Consider the following 18,465-nt stretch of genomic DNA (forward strand, 5'->3'; position numbering starts at 1 on the left):
AGAATCGCCCGGGTACCCTCACGCGCATGCCCGACGATGAGCAGGATCCGCAGTCCGGCGGGATCTTCAGCAGCTACGGCATCGCCTCGGCGGTGCTCGGGGCGGTGGCGGTGGCTGCAGTCGTGCTGGCGGCCCTGATCTGGACACAACACCGCGGTGACACCGCCGAATTGCGCTACCGCACGCAGGTGCTGCAGGCCGCCGCCGAGTGGACCAACGTGCTGATCAACATGAACACCGACACTGTCGAATCCGACCTGAACACCCTGCACGAGGGCACCGTCGGGCAGCTCAACGCGGACTTCGAGGCGACCGTGGAGCCCTACCGCAAGCTCGTACAGACCCTCGAGGCGAGCACCACGGGTCAGATCGACTCGGTCGCGCTCGAGACGATCCATCACGACCAGCCCGGCACCTCGCGCGCACCGCAGCAACCGGAGTTGGCGTCGTCGGCCGCCCGGACCGACACGGTGATGGTGGTCGCGACCTCGGTCAGCGAGAACGCCGGCACCGAGGAGCCGCAGACCGTGCGCTGGACGCTGCGGCTGGACGTGTCCGACGTCGACGGAGAGCTGCTCATCTCCGGTCTGGAGCCGATTCGATGAGGAACCGGTTGCGGGTGCTGGCGTTCGACCTGCTGGCCCCGGCCGCGGGCGTCGCCGCGCTGATCTACATCGGTGTGGTTCTGGGCTGGCCGCTGTGGTGGGTCTCGGCGTGCTCGGTGCTGTGCCTGCTGGTGTTCCAGGGGGTCATCGTCAACTTCGTGCTGGCACGTCGGGACGCCGTCACCGTAGGCACCGATGACGACGGACCCGGCCTGCGGCTGGCTGTCGTCGGCGCCGCGACCGCCGCGCTGGTGGCGGCTGTCGTCGTCGGCTACACGCAGTGGACGCAGCCGGACCGGACGCTTCGCGCCGACACCGCCGAGGTGGCCGGAATCGCCAGCAGCGTCGCGGAGGCGTCGGCGACGTTCACGCCGCAGAACCCGACCGCGTCGATCGATCGTGCGGCCAGCTTGATGACCCCCGAGAGCGCGGACCGGTTCAACAACGAGTTCGCGGCGGTGGCAGAGGATCTGGCCGGCAGGAATGTGTCCGCGCAGGCAGCCACGGTGTCGGCGGGAGTGGAGGCCATCGGTCCGGACGCGGCGAGCGTGGCGGTCATCCTGCGGGGCACGCAGTCCGCGCCCGGGCAGCCGTCGGACACCGCCGTGCTGGCGCTGCGGGTGGCACTGTCCAAGGTCGACGGCCGCTGGCTGGTGCAGGACGTTGCGCCGGTCCACTCGCGCTAGCGGACTGCTCGCGAAAGTGAACCCACGGTTGTGCTCGACGGGAGAACCGCGACCCGGAATGATATTTCGCGGGGAAGGGGTCAGGCAGGGGGTGGGTTGCGCATCTTGGCGAACCGCTCGGAGAGCCGGCCCATCCGGATCATCAGCGACGCCTGAGGGCTGACGGTGCCCCGCAGGTAGGTCGCGAATTCCTCGGCGGGCACGCCGATGCGCGACGCGAACTCCTGCTCGCCGAGTCCCGAGCGGTCCAGCAGCAGGTGCACGTGCCGGGCCACCTCGGCACACTCGTTGGCCTCGAGGTGTTCGCGGGTGCGGACCAGCACCTCGGACATCGCCCGGGACACCCCGTACGGTCTTGCGGTCTCGAGGACCTCCTCGACCTGGCGTGCCGTCCTGCCGAACGGGTCGCGCTTGATCGCCACCACGATGCGCTGCCACACATTGAGGTCATCGTTCTCCAGCGCGGCACGGATCGCCGCGGTCGGCCAGAACTCCACCGGTCGGTCGCTTGCGGCCGCAGCCCGGTTGCGCGCGGAAGACTCATCGCGGTCTGCGCCCCGAACCTCGGAGGTCACCGTCACCTCGCCTCCTCCAGCATTGCCACCGCCACCGAGAGGCAGCGCTGTCTGACTCGGGCCCACTCAGTCTCCGCGTCGGCGCCGGACAGCGCGACATCGGGTCCGTCGGCGGGCCGCGGATCTGCCAGGCGGCGCACCAACTGGGTGGCCACCCAGTGCGTGCGTGCCGGTGGACCAGAGTAGTACCGGTCCATGCCGGCGAGCACTTCCGCCGCGGTCTGGACGTCCATCGAATCGACCAGCTCGGCGAACTCGGCGTAGTCGCGGGCCGCGTTGCGCTCCATGATCAGGAAACTCTTGAGGCGGACGGTCTCGGCGCCGGTCGGGATCTGCAACCGGTCGCCGGTGGGCAGCAGGACGTTGGTGGTCTCCATCGGGCTGGTCCGCGCCAGCGGCGGCCGTCCGGTGACGGTGTCCTCGGGTGTGGTGCCGCTCTGGACGGCCAACGCGTCGAGGGCGACGTCGAGCCGGCCCCGCCACATCGTGACCGGATGCTTGGGGAGTTTGACCGCCACCGTCTTGCCGTGTGCGCGGTTGGACACCGCGACGGTCAGCGCGCCGTCGTCTCTCAACCGACTGCTGCCGAGCACCTTGCGCGGATGACATCCGCTGAACGCCAGCGGGTCTGCCACCGTGATGGCTTGCGGGGCCAGGGTCTTGAGCTTCGCGGCGGACTTGACCACGGTGCGCAGGTCCGAGCCGGACGGTGCGAGTGCCGAGATGTCGTCGGGAATGATGACCAGGTCCCCGATGTCGGCCTTGGGCAGCGGCTTCTCGAAGTCGACCGACGGCAGGATGCGGTCAAGCCAGCGTGGCAGCCACCAGTTCCATTCGTCGAACATCGCCATCAGCGCCGGCACCAGCACCAGACGCACCACTGTCGCGTCCACTGCGATGGCCACCGCGCTGGCCACGCCGAGCTGGGCGACCAGCGGCATACCGGCGAAGGCGAACCCGATGAACACCGCGATCATGATCAGTGCGGCGCTGGTGATGGTGCGCGCACTGGTGCTCACGCCGTAGGCCACCGCGTCGCGGGTGTTGCCGGTCTGCAGGAAACGCTCCCGGATGCGGGTCAGCAGGAAGATCTCGTAGTCCATCGACAACCCGAAGGTCAACGCCAGCACCAACGGCGGGATCGTGCTGTCCAGCGACGAGATCTGCTTGAAGCCGAGGTCCGACAGCCATCCCCACTGGAATACGACCACCAGGCTGCCGTAGGCGGCGCCCACCGACAGCACGGTCATCAGCACGCCCTTGAACGCCAGGAACACCGACCGGATCGCGATCAGCAGCATCACGAAGGCGATGAGCGCGACGAAGACGAAGACCAGAGGTTGGGTCTGGGAGACCTTGTCGTCGAAATCGTTGATCAGCGCCGTCGGTCCGCCGACGTCGATCCGGGCGCTGCCGTCGGCGACCGGTGGAAGCTGTTCGCGCATCCAGCCGACGGTGTCGCGAGCCCCCGGATCCTCCGGGTCCACCGACAGCACCGCCGACAGCAGAGCGCTGCGGTAGTCGTTGCCGAACACCGGCGGCGACACCGACACGGTGTTGGGCGCCTGGGCCATCCGTTGCCGGACCGACTCGAGAAGCGGTTCCTTCGCCGGCGCCGAGGCGGCGTTGCCGTCGGGGAACGTCACCAGCACCCGTACCGGGCCGAGCGCGCCGGGACCCAGCGCCTCGGCTGCCGCGTTCACCCCGCCGCGGATCTCGTGCGTCGGGTCGAACTGCCGTTGCATGCTGTTGCCCAGCACCATCGAGAACGCCGGTGCGGCCAGGGCGAGCAACAGGGCGGCCGCGGCCAGCGCCGACACCCACGGCCGGCGCATCACCCGGCCGGTCCAGCGGGACCAGAACCGCGACTGGGTGGCTTCCGGACGCCGTGACCAGTGCAGGTACGACGACCGCTTCGCCGCGGCCCGGCCGAACGCCGCGAGCACCGCCGGCGTCAACGTCGTCGAGGTCAGCACCGCGATGGCGACGGCGAGGATGGCGCCGGTGGCCATCGACTGCAGCACCGGGGTGTTGATCAGATACAGGCCGGTGACCGAGGCGATCACCGTCATCCCCGACAGCACCACTGCAAGGCCCGAGGTGGCCATCGCGGCGTCCGCGGCATCGGCGGGCTCGCGCCCGGCGCGCAGTTCCTCGCGGAACCGCATCAAAATGAACAGGGAGTAGTCGATGGCGACCGCGATGCCGAACATCGACACCGTCGACGTCACGAACACCGACATCGTCATGTACATCGACAGCAGGTAGACCAGCCCCATCGTGACCGCGACGGTGCAGATCCCCAGGAGCAGCGGCATCGCGGCGGCGGCCAGCGAGCCGAAGACGGCGAGCAGGATGATCAGGACGATCGGCAGGTTCCACTTCTCGGCCTGCGCGATGTCGTCCTTGGTGGCCAGCGTGGCGGCCGCCCCCAGCGCGCCCTGACCGATGACATAGAGACGGACCTTGCCGTTCTCCATCTCACCCGGCTCTTCGCCGTCGATCCCGACCTTCTCGCGCAGCTGTTTCGCGACGTCGACGGCGCCGGTGTTCTCGAAGTCGAGTTGCAGCGTGATGACGTACGGCCGGTCCGGCCGGGGCGGGGGCTGTTGCGGGTTGGGCATCACCGTGACGCTGGGAACTTCGGAGGCCAGCCGCTCCAGATGGGCGACGGCCTCGTTCATGTCGGTGAAGGACGCGTCCGCCCGGGGTGCGGCGACCAGCGCGAGCGGCGAGGCGCCCTGGTCGGGGAACTGTGCCTCCAGCTGGCGCTGGACGTAGAGGGACTGGGAGCCCTCGACCTCGAAGCCTCCACCGGTGAGGTGGCCGGACTGGTTCATGGCCATGTACACCGAAGGGATCAGCAGCAGCACCCACGCCGCGAACACCGCCCAGCGATATCTGCGCAGCTTGCTGCTGATGCGCATCATGAACTGCTGGATGGGAACTCCCCACTTTCTCCCCGGCGTTTCGTAGCGCGAGCGTACAGCAGCAAGCTGTAGGGTGATCGCCCTCGTGAAGCCCCTGCCAGCGTTGCTTTAACCGCCTCTAATACCCGCGCCATCGCCGGCTCGATTGGTCAGCCGGACGGACGCGATGGCACTATGTGCGCACGAGGTTTCGGCGTCGGGGATTCTTTGCTACTGACCGCAGCGAGTTTGCGGGCCGGTAGGACGTACGCAAACTGTTAGGAGTTCGTCATGAATTCATCCACGGAAATCACCGCCCGCACGGTGCGGTCGCGGGTCCGCACCGGGTTCGCTGTGGTGGCGGCAGCGGGCGCCGGGATCGCCGTTCTCGCCGGCCCCGCGACCCCCGCGGCGCTGGCTGCGCCGGATCCGTGCACAGCCAGCGAGGTCGCCAAGACCGTGGCGATGGTGGCCACCCACACCGGCAACTACCTCGAGGCCAACCCGGAGGCGAACGAGGCGCTGACGACGATCTCGCAGCAGCAGGGCGGGCCGCAGTCGGTGGTTGCGCTCAAGGCCTACTTCGATGCCAACCCCAAGGTCGCCGGGGACATGCAACGACTGCAGCAGCCGCTGGTCTCGCTCTCGGGACGCTGCGACCTGCCGATCACCGTCCCGCAGGTGCTGGGCCTGATGCAGGCGGCCCAGCAGCCCGGCGCCGCGCCCTCGGGAAGCCTTCCGGCCGCGCAGAACGTGGGCGTGGACGGCGTGCAGTCGGTACAGGGCCCGGCCACCCGCTGAGCTGAGTTTTCGGACTTTCTCACGATTGGTTAACCGCTAGGCAAGAAACCCGGCGTCGGTTCTGCTTAGCTTCCTAGGATGGTCCTGACCGGCGACCACCACTGGTCCCGGTCCACCTCTGATTAAGGAGCCTTCATGTTGTTCTCGGCCCCCACCGTCCGTCGTGCGGTCGCTGGCGCGCTGGGCGGCGGCGCGCTCGCCGGCGCAGTGGCGTTCGGTCTGCTCGGAGCCGCACCGGCGTCGGCGCAGCCCGTTCCCCCGAACTGCACCGCAGCCGACTTCTCGGGTACCGCCGCGGGCGTGTCGGCGGCATCCTCTGCCTACCTGTTCACCCATCCCGAGGTGAACGCGTTCTTCACCGATCTGCACGGCGACCCGCGGGAAGACATCCACGCCGAGGTCGAGGCGTACCTCGCTGCGAACCCGCAGGTGCACGCGGAGCTGACCGAGATCAGGCGGCCGCTGGTGGACCTGAAGAACCGTTGCGGCGTCATCACCTCGCCTGACGCTTACTGAGGCTGGTGCGCGACAGGGTGGTGACTACGCCCGCACGCGGGGGAGAGTTGTCCATCCAGGACGGGGCCGGTCGGACAGTGCTGATGGTCGACGACGATCCGGATGTACGGACCTCGGTCGCCAGGGGGCTGCGGCACTCCGGGTTCGACGTCCGGGTCGCGGCGAACGGTAAAGAGGCGCTTCGGCTGCTCTCCAGCGAATCGCACGACGCGCTGGTGCTCGACGTCCAGATGCCGGAACTCGATGGCGTCGCGGTGGTGACCGCACTGCGCGCGTTGGGCAACGACATCCCGATCTGCGTGCTGTCGGCCCGGGACACCGTCAACGACCGGATCGCCGGGCTCGAGGCCGGTGCCGACGACTACCTGACCAAGCCATTCGATCTGGGCGAATTGGTGGCCCGGCTGCACGCGCTGCTGCGCCGGGCCCACCACTCCGACCCGACGTCGGACACGATGACGGTCGGATCGCTGACCATCGACACGGCACGCCGGCTGGTGTTCGTGGCCGGAGAGCGGGTGGAGCTCACCAAGCGGGAGTTCGATCTGCTGGCGGCGCTCGCCGAGAACGCGGGTGTGGTGCTGAGTCGGCAACGCCTGCTGGAGCTGGTGTGGGGCTACGACTTCGACGTCGACACCAATGTCGCCGACGTCTTCGTCTCCTATCTGCGGCGCAAACTGGAGCGTGACGGGTTGCCGCGGGTCATCCACACCGTGCGGGGGATCGGGTACGTGCTGCGGGAAGAACCGTAGGGTTGGCGGCCGACAACTCGCCGAGGCTGCCCAGGTTCCTCCGCTCAGCTTCCCTGCGCACCAGGGTCGCCATCGCATCTGCTGCTGCGGCGGCGGCGGTGGTCGCGGTGTTCACCATCCTCACGTCGCTGGTGCTGGCGAACAACGATGCGGTGCAGCTCGATCGGCGGCTCGACGCGATCGTCGACGCGAGTGTGTTTCCCGAGCAGCTGACGGATCCGCGCCGCGGCGTGCTGCAGACCGGGCGGTCGCGCTCGTCGGGCCAGGTGGTGTTCCAGCGGGGCTTCCAGTTGCCCCCGCTGCCACCGGGAACCGAGAACGTCGTGGTCAACGGCGTGGAGTACCGGGTTCGGACCGTCCCGGTGGACCAGGCCGGCGGGGTGCTGATGTCGATCGGTATCCGCGCCGACAGCGTCCTTCTCAACCGCGCCCGGATACCGAGCTACATCGCGGTGGGCGTGGTGACGGTGCTCATCGCCGCCGGGCTGGGGTGGTTACTCGCCGGCCCGGCGATCCGGCCGCTGCGCAAGCTGACCGAGCACACCAAACAGCTGGGCAAAGGCGCCGACGAGATGCCGGCGGTGCACGGTGTGCGGGAGGCCGAGGATCTCTCCGAGGCGATGAGCGCGATGCTCAGCCGGCTGGCGGCCGCGCAGCGCGCCACCACGAACTCTCTGCAGGCCGCGCAGGATTTCGCCGCCAACGCCGCGCACGAGCTGCGCACTCCGTTGACCGCGATGCGGGCCGACCTCGACACGCTGCGCATCCACGACCTTCCCGAGGAGGAACGCGCCGAGGTGGTCGGTGACCTGTCCCGGGCGCAGCGCCGGGTGGAGGGCATCATCACCGCGCTCGGCCAGCTCGCTTCCGGGCAGCTGGCCCAGGCCGAGGATCGCGAGGTGATCGACGTGACCGACATGCTGGACCGGGTCGCGCGGGAGAACATGAGGGTGAGCCGCGGCGTGCAGATCGACATGGACGTCGCCGACGATCTGGGAACCGTCTGGGGGTGGCCGGGCGGGCTGCGGCTGGCCGTCGACAACCTGGTGCGCAACGCCATCACCCACGGCGACGCCACCCGGATCCTGCTCGCCGCGCACCGCCACGACGGAACGATGACCATCGTCGTCGACGACAACGGCCGCGGGCTGCCTGCCGAGGAGCACGAGTCGGTCCTGGGCCGCTTCTCCCGTGGAAGCAACGCCGCGCCGGGCGGCTCCGGGCTGGGTCTGGCCCTGGTCGCCCAGCAGGCGACGCTGCACGGCGGCACGATCGAGCTCTCGGACGGGCCCCTCGGTGGGCTCAGGGCGACGTTCACGATGCTGATATCCCCGCAGCTGCACGAGGATTCCGAGGAGTAGTCGGCTCCGGCCGGCGCCTACCGCTTCTTCAGCGCCTCGAGCAACCGATGTTCGGTGTCCTCACCCGGCTTGATACCCGTCGGGATGCGGAGCAGGAAGAAGGCGCCGATCGCCCACCACACACCGAACAGGATCCACGGCGGCATGTCGAGGAACGCGGGCATCCCCGGCAGATAGAGGCTCAGCAGTCCGAAGCAGAGCACCACCGCGGCGCCACCGATCAGCAGGCCGCCCTTGCCCTGCCCGCCGACCCGAAGCGGCCGATCCATCAGCGGCTCCCGCCGGCGCAGGACCAGGAAGACGATGGCCACCAGCAGGTAGGCGATCACGATGCTGGGTGAACCGGAGTCGACCAGCCAGACCAGCATCGCCTCACCGAGGAACGGGGCGATGAACGACAGCCCGCCGATGAACAGCAGCGCGTTGACCGGGGTGCGGAATTTCGGGTGCAGTCTGCCGAACCAGGCGGGCAGCATCCCGGAGCGCGCCATCGAGTACATCAGTCGAGATGCACCGAGCAGCAGTGAGTTCCACGAGGTGAGGATTCCGGCGATGCCGCCGGCGATCAACACCTTCGCCATGAAGTCGCTGCTGAACATGGCGCCGAACGCGTCCGCGGTGGCGATGTCGGCGTCGGCCAGCTCGCTCACCGGCATCGCCGACGAGGTCGTCACGATGACGAGGAGATAGAAGATCGTCGCCAGCACCACGGCGATGACCACCAACCGTCCGATCTGCCGGGCGGGCACGTTCACCTCCTCCGCGGACTGCGGGATGACGTCGAAACCGACGAACAGGAACGGCACCACCACCAGCACGGCGAAGAATCCGGCCGCGCCACCGGTGAAGAGCGGCGCCATGTTGCCGGTCTCCCCGCCGGTGAAGGCGCCGACCACCAGCATCAGCACGATGACCAGCAACAGCACGACGACAAAGGTCTGCACCACACTCGCGAACTTGACGCCGAGGATGTTGATGGTGGTGATCACGACCGCGGCGATCGCACCGACCAGCGCCCAGGTGAGATACACCTCGCTGCCCGCGACGTCCCACAGCCGAACGTGGTTGAGGTCCGGGAAGAGGTACAACGCGGTCCTGGGCAGGGCCACGGCCTCGAACGCCACGATCGTCACGTATCCGCCGACGATGCCCCAGGATCCGATGAACGACCATCGCGGCCCCATCCCCCGGAGCAGGAAGTTGTGCTCGCCACCGGCTTTCGGCATCGCCGCGGTCAGCTCGGCGTAGGTCAGGCCGACCACGGCCATGATCACTCCGCCCGCGGCCATGGCCAGCACGGCTCCCAGCGTGCCCGCGGACCCGATCCAGTCACCGGTGAGCACCACCCAGCCGAAGCCGATCATGGCACCGAAGCCCAGTGCGAGGACGTCCCAGTTGCCGAGGACTTTCAGAAACGACGTGTCTTCGGTTTCGACCGCTTTTCGCTTCATTGTGGGACCCAACCTTCCGGTGTTCGACGACGGGCACGGGCCAGTGCCCGCCACCCAAGCAGCAGCACCGCGGTCGTCACCGAGGCGACCACGATGAAGCTGACGGCAGTGCCCTGAGAGGTGGCCTTGCGCAACAGCATCGCGACGACCACGGTGCACACCCAGACGACCAAGCCGGTGGGGGCGAGTGAGGTCGGGCGCTGCCAGCCGCGCGAGAGCACCCAGCCCACAGCGGTTCCGGTGAGGAATGGCCATGCGGTCTCGACGATTCCGCTGACGGTCAGTCCCTCGGCGTGGCTGCGTCGCCCGATCGTGCAGAACACCACGACGCACACCACGTCGGCGGCCAGTGCCCCCGCCGCCACGCGCGCCGACGGGCGCTCACCGTTGCGCATAGGTCATCACGTCGTAAACAAGTGGGCTGGTGTCGTTTTCGGTGCGAGGAGCGAATCCCGGTTGCAGCTCGGCAGGGCGGCCGTCGAGGAGCGCGCCGAGCGCTTCGGGACTGCCGGCGAGCCGCGAGTCCAGCTGGAATGACGACAGCACGAACGGCAGACCGTCGGACCGAAGTGGGTCGGGTGAGTTCATCACGTGGAAGTGCAGGTGGGGTGCATCGGTGTTGCCGCTGTTGCCCAATGAACCGATCACCTGGCCGGCGGCCAGTTGGTCGCCGGGCTTGACCTGGACCGTCCCGGTCTGGAGGTGGGCGTAGAACGCGTAGTTGCCGTCACCGAGGTCCTGCACGACGTGGTTGCCGCCGTACTGCTCGAGGGTCAACCCCGTCGGTGCTGTCCCGGGGACCTGTTCGGCCAAGCCGTCCAGCGTCGACACCACGGGGCCGTCACCGACCGCCAGAATGTCGGCGCCGAAGTACGGGTAGCTGTTCACATCCGTCGGTTCACCGGTGGAAATCCGGCCGTCGGGGCCCAGTTGGAGGTAGTCGATCGCGAACCGCTCGGCCGCCCAGATCTCGCCGTCGATCGGATTGAGCGCAGTGCGGTGCGGGGTCATGTCGCAGCAACTGTTGGCGTTGAGCCAGTTCGGTCCGGCCAGTGGCGGCGAGAGGACGACCGGTTCCCGCTTGGCCACGGTGACCGGTGCGACGTTCTCGGTCATGGCGGCTTCGAACAGTGGCGGCATCGGCTGCGGCACCGAGATGCCGACGGCGTGGGTCAGCTGGTCCGGAACGATCTCGTCCGGGGCCAGTGCCACGTCCAGCCACACGAAGGCACTCTGTCCCGCACCGATTGTTGTCGTCGGCGTGGGGGTTCCGATGATGCGCGTCCAGTAGGCGAGGCGGTCGCCCGGCAGGCTGAGCAGCGTTCGGTCCCCGGCGCGGACATCGACGGACGTGACCGTCACGTCCTGGGCGAGGGCGTTCGTCAGCTGTAGTTCGTAGGCCAGGTGGACCTTGCCGTCGGTCCCCGGCACCGGTATCGGCGCCGCGAGCACCTGCGCCACCAACGGCGTCGCCACTGACGGCGCGGGCGGTGTGGCCGTGGGGGCCGCCGAGGCCGAAGCCGCGCTGGTGCCGACGGGCGTGGTCTCGGGTGCAGCGGAGCAGCCTGCCGCCAGCAATAGCGAAGCGACCGAACCGGCGCCGATCAATGAACGAATGTGTTTAGGGCTCAATTGCTTTCGCTACCTGCCGGACTCGTTCGGCGCCGGCCCTGCGGCCGCGCCGGGTGGGTGGGGGCACTCCGGGTCGGGACTGAACTGCGCGGCCTTCGCGGTGTCGACGCCCGCCACCGGGACGACCACCGGACCGGTGTCGGGATCGATGTCCTTTTCGGTGCGGAACATGAAGAAGAAGATCACCCAGCCGATCACGGCGATGAAGATCCAGCTGATCAGCCGGTAGACCAGCATCGCGGAGATCGCTGCGGCAAGCGGCATTCCGCTGGACACCAGCCCCGGCACCAGCACCGCCTCGACCACCAGCAGCCCGCCCGGCATCAACGGGATGGAGCCGACCGCCCGGGCGGCCGCATAGGCGACGATCACTCCCGCGATCGACGGGTGGCCGCCCGTGGCGTAGCAGGCGAACAACAGGCAGGCCACGTCGGCGATCCAGTTGAACAGCGACCAGCTGAACGCGACGCTGAGATCGCGACGGCCCAGCTGCACCGATTCGAGTTGGCCGAGGATCCCCCGCCATTTCGACAACCCGGTACCTGCGGGCTTGCCCCGCACCGAGTTGAACCATGACAGCACCCGCGCGCCGATGCCGTCGATCAGCTCGGGGCGGGTGGCCACCGCCTGTGCCAGCAGGATCAATGCGACGAAGCCGCCGAGCGAGAAGATCAGCGACAACGGGTTCTTGCTCGCACCGAGCATGAACGCGCCGGCCAGGCCGAGCAAGGCGAGCCCGATGACCTGAAGGACGCCGGACATCACCAGCTGCCAGGACGCCACGACGGGGGAGGCGCCCCACATCCGCTGCTGACGGTAGATGAATGTCGCAGACAGTACCGGGCCGCCGGGCATGGTGGTGGACAATGCGTTTCCCGCGTAGAACGCCGACTCGGAACGCCATTGCCGCACGTGAACGCCGGCCGAGGCCAGCAGCGTCCGCTGGATCTGGGCGAAGCTGTGCATCGATGCCATCGCCGCGACGGCGGCGGCCAGCACCCACCACCAGTTCGCCGAGTAGAGGCTCTGCCAGGCCTTGGCGAGTTGGTCGTGCACCAGGGCCAGCTCGACGGCCAGCACGATGAGCGCCACCGCCAGGACCACCCACCGCAGCCACCAGTACTTGCCGCGGCCGGGCCGCGCCTGGCCGGCGGCTCGCGGTGGGGTGTCGCTCGCGGCAACCTCGTGTGACACGCAGTACAGGGTAAGCGGTGGCCGGGTCGAATTCGCAGATCCGAGGACGAAACCTGCGGGGCCGTTACGCTACCGGAATGTCAGCCCGTGGCCCGCGCCCAGCCTCCTTGGACGCCTTCGCTGACGAGTCGGTCAGCCCACTGGTCCGCAAGACCGCCGCCTGGTCGTGGCGGCTGTTGGTGATCCTCGGCGCCGTCGTGGCCTTGCTGTGGTTGTTTTTCCGGCTGGAGATCCTGTTCGTGCCGGTGATGCTGGCGACGATCCTGGCGGCATTGCTGATGCCGGTGGTCGATTTCCTGGATCGGCGCGGTGCGCCGCGCAGTGGTGCGGTGGCCCTGGTTCTGCTGAGCGGTATCGCGTTGTTCGGCGGCTTGCTGGCGTTTGTGGTCAATCAATTCATCGAGGGAGCGCCGGCGCTGGCGGATCAGGTGACGGCCAGCATCGAAGGCGTCGGCACCTGGCTCACCGACGGGCCGCTGGATGTCAGCCCGCAGCAGATCAACCAGGCCCGCGACGCGGCGATCGAGGCGCTGCAGAGCAATCAGGAGAGACTGACCAGCGGAGCGCTGTCCACGGCAGGCACGCTGACCGAGATCGTGACCGGCGCGCTGCTGGTGTTGTTCACGTTGATCTTCCTGCTGCACGGTGGCCGGAACATCTTCGGCTTCATCACCCTGGTCTTCCCGACCGACGTGCGGGACCGGGTGCGCGACGCCGGGCGCGCCGGCTTCCGGTCGCTGATCGGTTACGTGCGTGCGACGTTCCTGGTGGCGCTGGTCGACGCGCTCGGCATCGGCGTCGGGCTGGCGATCATGGGGGTGCCGCTGGCGCTGCCGTTGGCCTCGCTGGTGTTCCTGGGCGCGTTCGTGCCGCTGGTCGGTGCGGTGGTCACCGGCTTCCTGGCGGTCATCGTCGCGCTGATCGCCAAGGGCTGGATCTACGCACTCATCACGCTCGGGCTGATCATCGCTGTGCAACAGCTCGAGGGCCATGTGTTGCAGCCGCTGGTGATGGGCCGGGCGGTCTCCATCCACCCGCTGGCGATCGTGCTGGCGATCGCGGGCGGAGCCGTTCTGGCAGGCATCATCGGCGCGTTGCTCGCCGTGCCGGTGCTGGCGTTCCTCAACAGCTCGATCCGGGTGCTGGTCGCCGACGACCCGGCCGCCGAGGAGGAGGCGCTGGAAGCCGAGGAGGGCCCGGTGGTGCAGGCCGAACCCGATGACGTCGAGGAGCCGGCCGCCCCCGTGGACGGCTGACTACGGCTGGTCGCCTACAGCCGGCCTTCCCGGCGCAGCAGGTCCTGGGCGCTGACACCGCTTCCGCCTCGGCGCTGGGGCTCGTCCTCGGCGCGGGTGTTGAGCTTCTCGGTGGCTGCCTCGGCATCCGACTTCTTCGGTGTCGGGATCGCTCGGGTCTCGGCCGAGTCGTCGTCCTGGGCGGCGGACGCTCGCTGCGCCGGGATCGCCGTGGTCGGCTCGCTGTCGCCGGGGCCCTGATCGGGCATCGCCCGGGTCGGCTCGGCCGACGGCCGAGGTGGCGGTGCCGGGGTGGCAGACCCGGGCCCCGAAGGACTGCCGGTGCCACGCAGGTCGCCGAGCCATGATTCGATCTCCCGTTCGCCCCGCGGTGAGGCGGGCGGCTCAGGTGGCCGTTGGGTGCGTTGGGTGGCCGCGGCGGTGGCGTTGCTGACCGCGTTGCGGACGGCGTTCTTGGCCATCGACAGCCGCGTGGTCTGCGGTTCCTCGTCAGCCGGTGCGGGCGGCGGCGCGCTCGGCAGCCGGGTAGTCCCCGCTGCCGACGGACCACTGACCCGCGGCGGCGTGCCGGCCCCACCGGGGCGGGGCGAACCGCCAGGCGCCGGATGGGTGGGATCGTGCGGCGGCAACGCCCTCGGGGGCGCCGCGACCGGCGGCCCGCCGGCGCCGACCAGGGCTTCGGGATGAGCCGGCTCCGCGGCGGTTTCCCGCGAATCCCGCACCGACGGGCGCTTGCGTTCGTCGGGCAGTTCGGTCTCACCGAGGCCGAGCCGCTCCTGGAGGCGCTTCATCCAGCGCGGCGCCCACCAGCAGTCGTCACCGAGCAGCTTCATGATCGCGGGCACCAGGAACATGCGGACGATCGTCGCGTCCAGCAACAGCGCGATGAGCAGGCCGAACGCCAGGTACTTCATCATCACCAGGTCGGAGAACACGAATGCGCCCGCGACAACGGCCAGCACCAGGGCGGCACCGGTGATCAGACGGCCGGTGGTGGCCGTACCGATCCGGATCGCCTCGGCGGTGGACATGCCGCGCTCGCGCGCCTCCACCATCCTGGACACCAGGAACACCTCGTAGTCGGTCGACAGACCCCAGATCACGGCGATGATCAGGCCGATCATCGGTGCCATCAGGGGCTGCGGGGTGTAGTTCATCAGGCCGGAGCCGTGGCCGTCGACGAACATCCACGTGAGGATGCCCATCGTGGAGCCGAGCGTCAGCGCGCTCATCAACGCCGCCTTGATCGGCAGCACCACCGACCCGAACGCGAGGAACATCAGGATCGTCGTCGTGGTGATGAGCAACAGCACCATCAGCGGCAGCTTGTCGAACAGACTGTGGATGCTGTCCTGCTCGAGTGCCGGGGTGCCGCCCACGGACACGGTGAGTCCGCGCGGCGGCGACAGTTCGCGCAGTTCGTCGATCTTCTGGGAGGCGTCGTTGCGGACCTCCAGACCGTTCTGGATCACCCGCACCGACGGGTCTCTCGACGCTCCGTCGAGGTAGGGACGTTCCTGCCACATCTTGGCGGGGTCGCCGTCGGGCTCGATGAACCCGGGGATCGCCATCGCCTCGCTGCGGATCTCCGCGATCTGCTGGTCGGTGACCGGGTCACCGTTCTGGTTCTCGATGACCAGCGTCAACGGTTCGGTGCGGAATCCCGGGAAGGTCCGGTCGAACTCCTCCTGCGCGACGCGCACCGAGTTGTCGGGCGGCAGGTACTTCTCGCTGATACCGCCGAGCGACAGCTGACCCAACGGGATGATCAGCAGGATCATCCCGATCAGGATGGGTGCGGCGAAGCCGATCGGCCGCTTCATCACGACGTTGACGAGCTTGCCCCAGAAGCCCTTCTCGACCTCGGCGCGGGTCTTGGTCTTCTGGGTGCGGTCGGCCAGCCAGTTCAGCCACCAGTTCATCGGCTTCCAGTTACGGAAGAACGGCACCCGCAGCAGCGTCCGCACGCCGAGCGCGTCGACGTTGGGACCGAGGATGGCCAGGGTGGCGGCCAGCACGGTGATCGACAGAATCGCCGCCAGCATCACCGAGGCGATGATCGCGTAGGTGATGGACTTGAGGAAGCCCTGCGGGAACAGCAGCAGCGGAACCGAGGAGGCCACCAGGATGACGGCGGAGAACATGACGGTGCGCCCGGAGGTCATGACGGTCCGCCGCACCGCGGCCTCGGTGTCGTAGCCTTCGGCGAGCTCCTCGCGGAACCGGCTCACCATGAACAACCCGTAGTCGACGGCGATGCCCAGGCCCATGAGCGTCACCACCGGCTGGGCGAAGAAGTGCACGGGGATGACCTCGGCGATCAACCGCATGATGCCCAGCGAGCCGGCGATCGTCAACGCGCCGATGATGGCCGGCAGCGCGGCGGCGATGACGCCGCCGAACACGAAGAACAGCACGACGGCGACCAGCGGGATCGCCGCGACCTCGGCGCGCCGCTGGTCCTCGCCGATGGTTCCGGTCAGTTCGCTGGCAAGGGGCTGCAGACCGGCCTGCTGGACCTCGATGCCGTCGATGTTGAGGGCCTCTTTGACGGTGGTGCCGTCTTCGCCGACGTTCTTGTTGTAGTTGTTCAGGATCGCGTCGTCGTTGTCGCCCTTGAGCTGGACCGACATGAAGGCGTGCTGTTTGTCTGCGTCGGCCATGTTGCTGAGCACTTCGGGGCTCTTGAAGTAGCCGATGGCGCGCAGGATCTGGTCGGGGTGATTGCGCTCGACCTCCTCGAGGTTGTCGAGGATCTTCTCCCGGAACTGCGGATCGTCGACCGTCTTGCCCTCGGGCGCGGTGTAGATCGCCACGATGTGACCGGAGGTGTCTCGGCCGTACGCCTGGTCGGAGACCACCGACGCGTGGACCGATTCGCTTCCTTCGTCGTAGAACCCGCTCTGTGTGACGTGCTGTCCAAGGCTGATGCCGTAGACACCGCCGCCCAGGCACAGTGCGACCATGACACCGATGACGATGTATCGGTACTGGTACACCGTTCGACCCCACCAGGCGAACACGTTCAGCTCCTAACGGTCATGAACAACTCTGACAGTTTCTGTCAGCGGCCTCTGCGCACATCAGAAACCCGGCTTCAGTTTTCTAGGCACGCGAGGCCAGTAGCGAGGACAGCGGCCGGAATGGCTGCAGCCAAGCGCCCTGCTCTGGCAGCGAATCGAGGCCGATTCGCGGTAGCGGTTCCCGGAAGACACCGTCGATGTCCTCCAGGTCGACAAACTCCAAGGTATCCGACGCTAACGCCCAACTGGCATGTTCGCGAAATCCGAGCACCTGGACCGGGATGCCGTCTCTGGCGAGGTCCTCCAGCGGGAGTTTGAAAGCCTGACCGTCGGCCGAGGCCACGATCAAGCCGGCCAGCCCCTCGCCGCGGCGCAGGGCGATGTGGGCGAGCATGTCGCTGTCGACATCGCTGTCGTCATCGATCTTGGGTTTCGCGAACACCGCGAAGCCCACGTTGCGCAGTGCCTCCACCCACGGGCGGACGACGTCGGCGCTGCCCGGGGCGATGTTGGTGAAGACGGTGGCCTCGGGCTCGAGCGAGAGGCTGCGTTCGTTGGCGCCGAGTTGCGCAGACAGGTCGGCGGTTCGGGCCAGCAGCCACCGGCCCAACGCGTCGAACCGGGGCCGGTGCGCCGCGGTCGGGCGGCCCCCGAGGATCGAACCCAGCCCCATGTCCAGGTTGGGTGCGTCCCACACCAGCAGGACGCGTGCGATCGCAGGGCCGTCGGCTGCGGGGGTGAGGACGTCGGGAACGTCGGGGATGTTCTCGGTCAGGCTCATGTCGCCTTCTCCCAGAGCAGTTCCGCGACGTCGGTGCCGGCCAGCGCCTTGATCTCGTATTTGGTGGCAGGCCGGGCCACCGAGATGGGCAGGGTGTCGGCAGCACGATCGGCGCTGATCCGGCGCAACCGGGGCTCGGCGTCCCCGACCTCGGAGATCTGCTCGGCGTACCCGCGGTGGTCGGTGGCGGCGTGCAGGATTCCTCCGGGCCGCAGTCGGTCGGCGATCAGCGCCATCGTGGCGGGTTGCAGCAGCCGGCGCTTGTGGTGGCGCGCCTTGGGCCACGGGTCCGGGAAGAACACCCGCACCCCTGTCAGCGACTGCGGCGCGATCATGTGGGTCAGCACGTCGACCCCGTCGCCGCGGATCAGCCGGATGTTGGTGACCGTGGCGCGGTCGATGGCGCTGAGCAGCTGGGCCAGGCCGCGCCGGTAGACCTCGACGGCGATGACGTCCAGGTCCGGTTCGGCCTGCGCCATGGCCAGGGTCGACGTGCCTGTTCCGCAGCCGATCTCCAGGATCACCGGGGCGTGGCGGCCGAACCACGCCTCGGTGTCGAGTGGTTCCGAGGGTCCGGTCTGGGTGTCGTCGCGGGCCTGCCGGCCCAGTTCCGGCCACAGCCGGTCCCAGGTTGCCTGCTGCTTGTCCGAGATCGTCGAGCGTCTGGCGCGGAAGCTGGTGACCCGGCGGGAGAAATGCGGGTTGACCTCCGGTTCGTCAGCCAGCGCACTGGCGACGTCGGGACCCGGCACTTGCATCCGTCCATGGTCGCTCATCAAGGCTGCACTCCCCGCATCGTGTTACAGATTGATACCCAACAGTTGCCTTCCACTGGTACCTGCGAGTACCCGCTGCGTCCACCTCCGAAGACCCCTTCTGGCCAGCCGTGTTCATCCCCACACCGGCCACCATCCCCAGCCTGC

Annotated in this window: 16 protein-coding genes; 7 read left to right on the forward strand and 9 right to left on the reverse strand. The window is 68.5% G+C overall.

Translation table 11 applies throughout. From position 1 onward, the window contains the following. Window positions 1–26: 26 nt before the first annotated feature. Together G6N53_RS06150 and G6N53_RS06155 are read left to right on the forward strand one after the other, a co-directional pair. Entirely contained in the window at window positions 27–605 is a 579-nt protein-coding gene (locus tag G6N53_RS06150) for a hypothetical protein (protein ID WP_163887676.1), read from the forward strand. After that, window positions 602–1,291, forward strand: a complete 690-nt coding sequence (locus G6N53_RS06155) for a hypothetical protein (protein WP_163887677.1) — start codon at window positions 602–604, stop codon at window positions 1,289–1,291. The genes G6N53_RS06150 and G6N53_RS06155 overlap by 4 nt, the downstream gene beginning before the upstream one ends. An 80-nt stretch (window positions 1,292–1,371) precedes the next feature. On the opposite strand, the gene G6N53_RS06160 is transcribed toward G6N53_RS06155, so the two are convergent. Next, a complete protein-coding gene (locus G6N53_RS06160; RefSeq protein ID WP_163887678.1) occupies window positions 1,372–1,872 on the reverse strand; it encodes an XRE family transcriptional regulator in 501 nt (166 codons plus the stop codon). After that, the gene (locus tag G6N53_RS06165) at window positions 1,869–4,796 is read right to left on the reverse strand and encodes an MMPL family transporter (RefSeq protein WP_163887679.1); all 2,928 of its coding nucleotides are present in this window, start codon (window positions 4,794–4,796) and stop codon (window positions 1,869–1,871) included. Before G6N53_RS06165 ends, G6N53_RS06160 begins: the two co-directional genes overlap by 4 nt. A 270-nt stretch (window positions 4,797–5,066) precedes the next feature. Here G6N53_RS06165 and G6N53_RS06170 point away from each other — a divergent pair, with 270 nt between their 5' ends. From G6N53_RS06170 to G6N53_RS06185, 4 genes are all read left to right on the forward strand, one after another. Further along, complete coding sequence (locus G6N53_RS06170; protein WP_163887680.1) at window positions 5,067–5,576, forward strand: hemophore; 510 nt, start codon at window positions 5,067–5,069, stop codon at window positions 5,574–5,576. 135 nt (window positions 5,577–5,711) lie between these two features. Then, a complete protein-coding gene (locus G6N53_RS06175; protein ID WP_163887681.1) occupies window positions 5,712–6,092 on the forward strand; it encodes a heme-binding protein in 381 nt (126 codons plus the stop codon). Between the two features lie 83 nt (window positions 6,093–6,175). Next, complete coding sequence (locus G6N53_RS06180) at window positions 6,176–6,844, forward strand: response regulator transcription factor (RefSeq protein WP_200846011.1); 669 nt, start codon at window positions 6,176–6,178, stop codon at window positions 6,842–6,844. Between the two features lie 2 nt (window positions 6,845–6,846). Next, window positions 6,847–8,205: a HAMP domain-containing sensor histidine kinase gene (locus G6N53_RS06185; RefSeq protein WP_163887683.1), complete on the forward strand. Its 1,359-nt coding sequence runs from the start codon at window positions 6,847–6,849 to the stop codon at window positions 8,203–8,205. 17 nt (window positions 8,206–8,222) lie between these two features. Here the strand turns inward: G6N53_RS06185 and G6N53_RS06190 are convergent, their stop codons facing one another. The 4 genes from G6N53_RS06190 to G6N53_RS06205 are packed head-to-tail and all read right to left on the reverse strand — an operon-like array spanning window position 8,223 to window position 12,482. Continuing rightward, window positions 8,223–9,656 (reverse strand): APC family permease, encoded by a 1,434-nt coding sequence (locus tag G6N53_RS06190; protein ID WP_163887684.1) that lies wholly within the window; start codon window positions 9,654–9,656, stop codon window positions 8,223–8,225. After that, window positions 9,653–10,051 carry a DUF3054 domain-containing protein gene (locus G6N53_RS06195; RefSeq protein ID WP_163887685.1) on the reverse strand — a complete coding sequence of 133 codons (399 nt, stop codon included), beginning with the start codon at window positions 10,049–10,051 and terminating at the stop codon, window positions 9,653–9,655. Before G6N53_RS06195 ends, G6N53_RS06190 begins: the two co-directional genes overlap by 4 nt. Further along, window positions 10,038–11,264, reverse strand: a complete 1,227-nt coding sequence (locus G6N53_RS06200; protein WP_237166435.1) for a M23 family metallopeptidase — start codon at window positions 11,262–11,264, stop codon at window positions 10,038–10,040. Before G6N53_RS06200 ends, G6N53_RS06195 begins: the two co-directional genes overlap by 14 nt. 33 nt (window positions 11,265–11,297) lie before the next feature. Beyond that, window positions 11,298–12,482, reverse strand: a complete 1,185-nt coding sequence (locus G6N53_RS06205) for a lysylphosphatidylglycerol synthase transmembrane domain-containing protein (RefSeq protein ID WP_163887686.1) — start codon at window positions 12,480–12,482, stop codon at window positions 11,298–11,300. 77 nt (window positions 12,483–12,559) lie between these two features. On the opposite strand from G6N53_RS06205, the gene G6N53_RS06210 reads away from it, so the two are divergent. Beyond that, window positions 12,560–13,738, forward strand: a complete 1,179-nt coding sequence (locus tag G6N53_RS06210) for an AI-2E family transporter (RefSeq protein ID WP_163887687.1) — start codon at window positions 12,560–12,562, stop codon at window positions 13,736–13,738. A gap of 14 nt (window positions 13,739–13,752) precedes the next feature. Here G6N53_RS06210 and mmpL3 read toward each other — a convergent pair whose 3' ends face one another. The 3 genes from mmpL3 to trmB all read right to left on the reverse strand — a co-directional run bounded on the left by mmpL3 (window position 13,753) and on the right by trmB (window position 18,318). Then, window positions 13,753–16,761: a trehalose monomycolate exporter MmpL3 gene (mmpL3, locus tag G6N53_RS06215; RefSeq protein ID WP_163887688.1), complete on the reverse strand. Its 3,009-nt coding sequence runs from the start codon at window positions 16,759–16,761 to the stop codon at window positions 13,753–13,755. Between the two features lie 82 nt (window positions 16,762–16,843). Beyond that, a complete protein-coding gene (locus G6N53_RS06220; protein ID WP_163887689.1) occupies window positions 16,844–17,542 on the reverse strand; it encodes an NYN domain-containing protein in 699 nt (232 codons plus the stop codon). Continuing rightward, on the reverse strand, window positions 17,539–18,318 hold the full coding sequence (gene trmB / locus G6N53_RS06225) for a tRNA (guanosine(46)-N7)-methyltransferase TrmB (RefSeq protein WP_163887690.1): 780 nt from the start codon (window positions 18,316–18,318) through the stop codon (window positions 17,539–17,541). The genes G6N53_RS06220 and trmB overlap by 4 nt, the downstream gene beginning before the upstream one ends. Window positions 18,319–18,465 lie beyond the last annotated feature (147 nt).

The organism is Mycolicibacterium hippocampi, from assembly GCF_010723735.1.
In the GTDB taxonomy this organism is placed as follows: Bacteria; Actinomycetota; Actinomycetes; order Mycobacteriales; family Mycobacteriaceae; genus Mycobacterium; species Mycobacterium hippocampi.

What these genes read in the sequence shown, in the direction of transcription:
- G6N53_RS06175 (WP_163887681.1), top strand. Translation starts at nt 5,712, where the DNA reads ATGTTGTTCTCGGCCCCCACCGTCCGTCGTGCGGTCGCTGGCGCGCTG.
- G6N53_RS06220 (WP_163887689.1), bottom strand. Translation starts at nt 17,542, where the DNA reads ATGAGCCTGACCGAGAACATCCCCGACGTTCCCGACGTCCTCACCCCC.
- G6N53_RS06210 (WP_163887687.1), top strand. Translation starts at nt 12,560, where the DNA reads ATGTCAGCCCGTGGCCCGCGCCCAGCCTCCTTGGACGCCTTCGCTGAC.
- G6N53_RS06155 (WP_163887677.1), top strand. Translation starts at nt 602, where the DNA reads ATGAGGAACCGGTTGCGGGTGCTGGCGTTCGACCTGCTGGCCCCGGCC.
- G6N53_RS06180 (WP_200846011.1), top strand. Translation starts at nt 6,176, where the DNA reads ATGGTCGACGACGATCCGGATGTACGGACCTCGGTCGCCAGGGGGCTG.
- trmB (WP_163887690.1), bottom strand. Translation starts at nt 18,318, where the DNA reads ATGAGCGACCATGGACGGATGCAAGTGCCGGGTCCCGACGTCGCCAGT.
- G6N53_RS06170 (WP_163887680.1), top strand. Translation starts at nt 5,067, where the DNA reads ATGAATTCATCCACGGAAATCACCGCCCGCACGGTGCGGTCGCGGGTC.
- G6N53_RS06150 (WP_163887676.1), top strand. Translation starts at nt 27, where the DNA reads ATGCCCGACGATGAGCAGGATCCGCAGTCCGGCGGGATCTTCAGCAGC.
- G6N53_RS06190 (WP_163887684.1), bottom strand. Translation starts at nt 9,656, where the DNA reads ATGAAGCGAAAAGCGGTCGAAACCGAAGACACGTCGTTTCTGAAAGTC.
- G6N53_RS06165 (WP_163887679.1), bottom strand. Translation starts at nt 4,796, where the DNA reads ATGATGCGCATCAGCAGCAAGCTGCGCAGATATCGCTGGGCGGTGTTC.
- G6N53_RS06195 (WP_163887685.1), bottom strand. Translation starts at nt 10,051, where the DNA reads ATGCGCAACGGTGAGCGCCCGTCGGCGCGCGTGGCGGCGGGGGCACTG.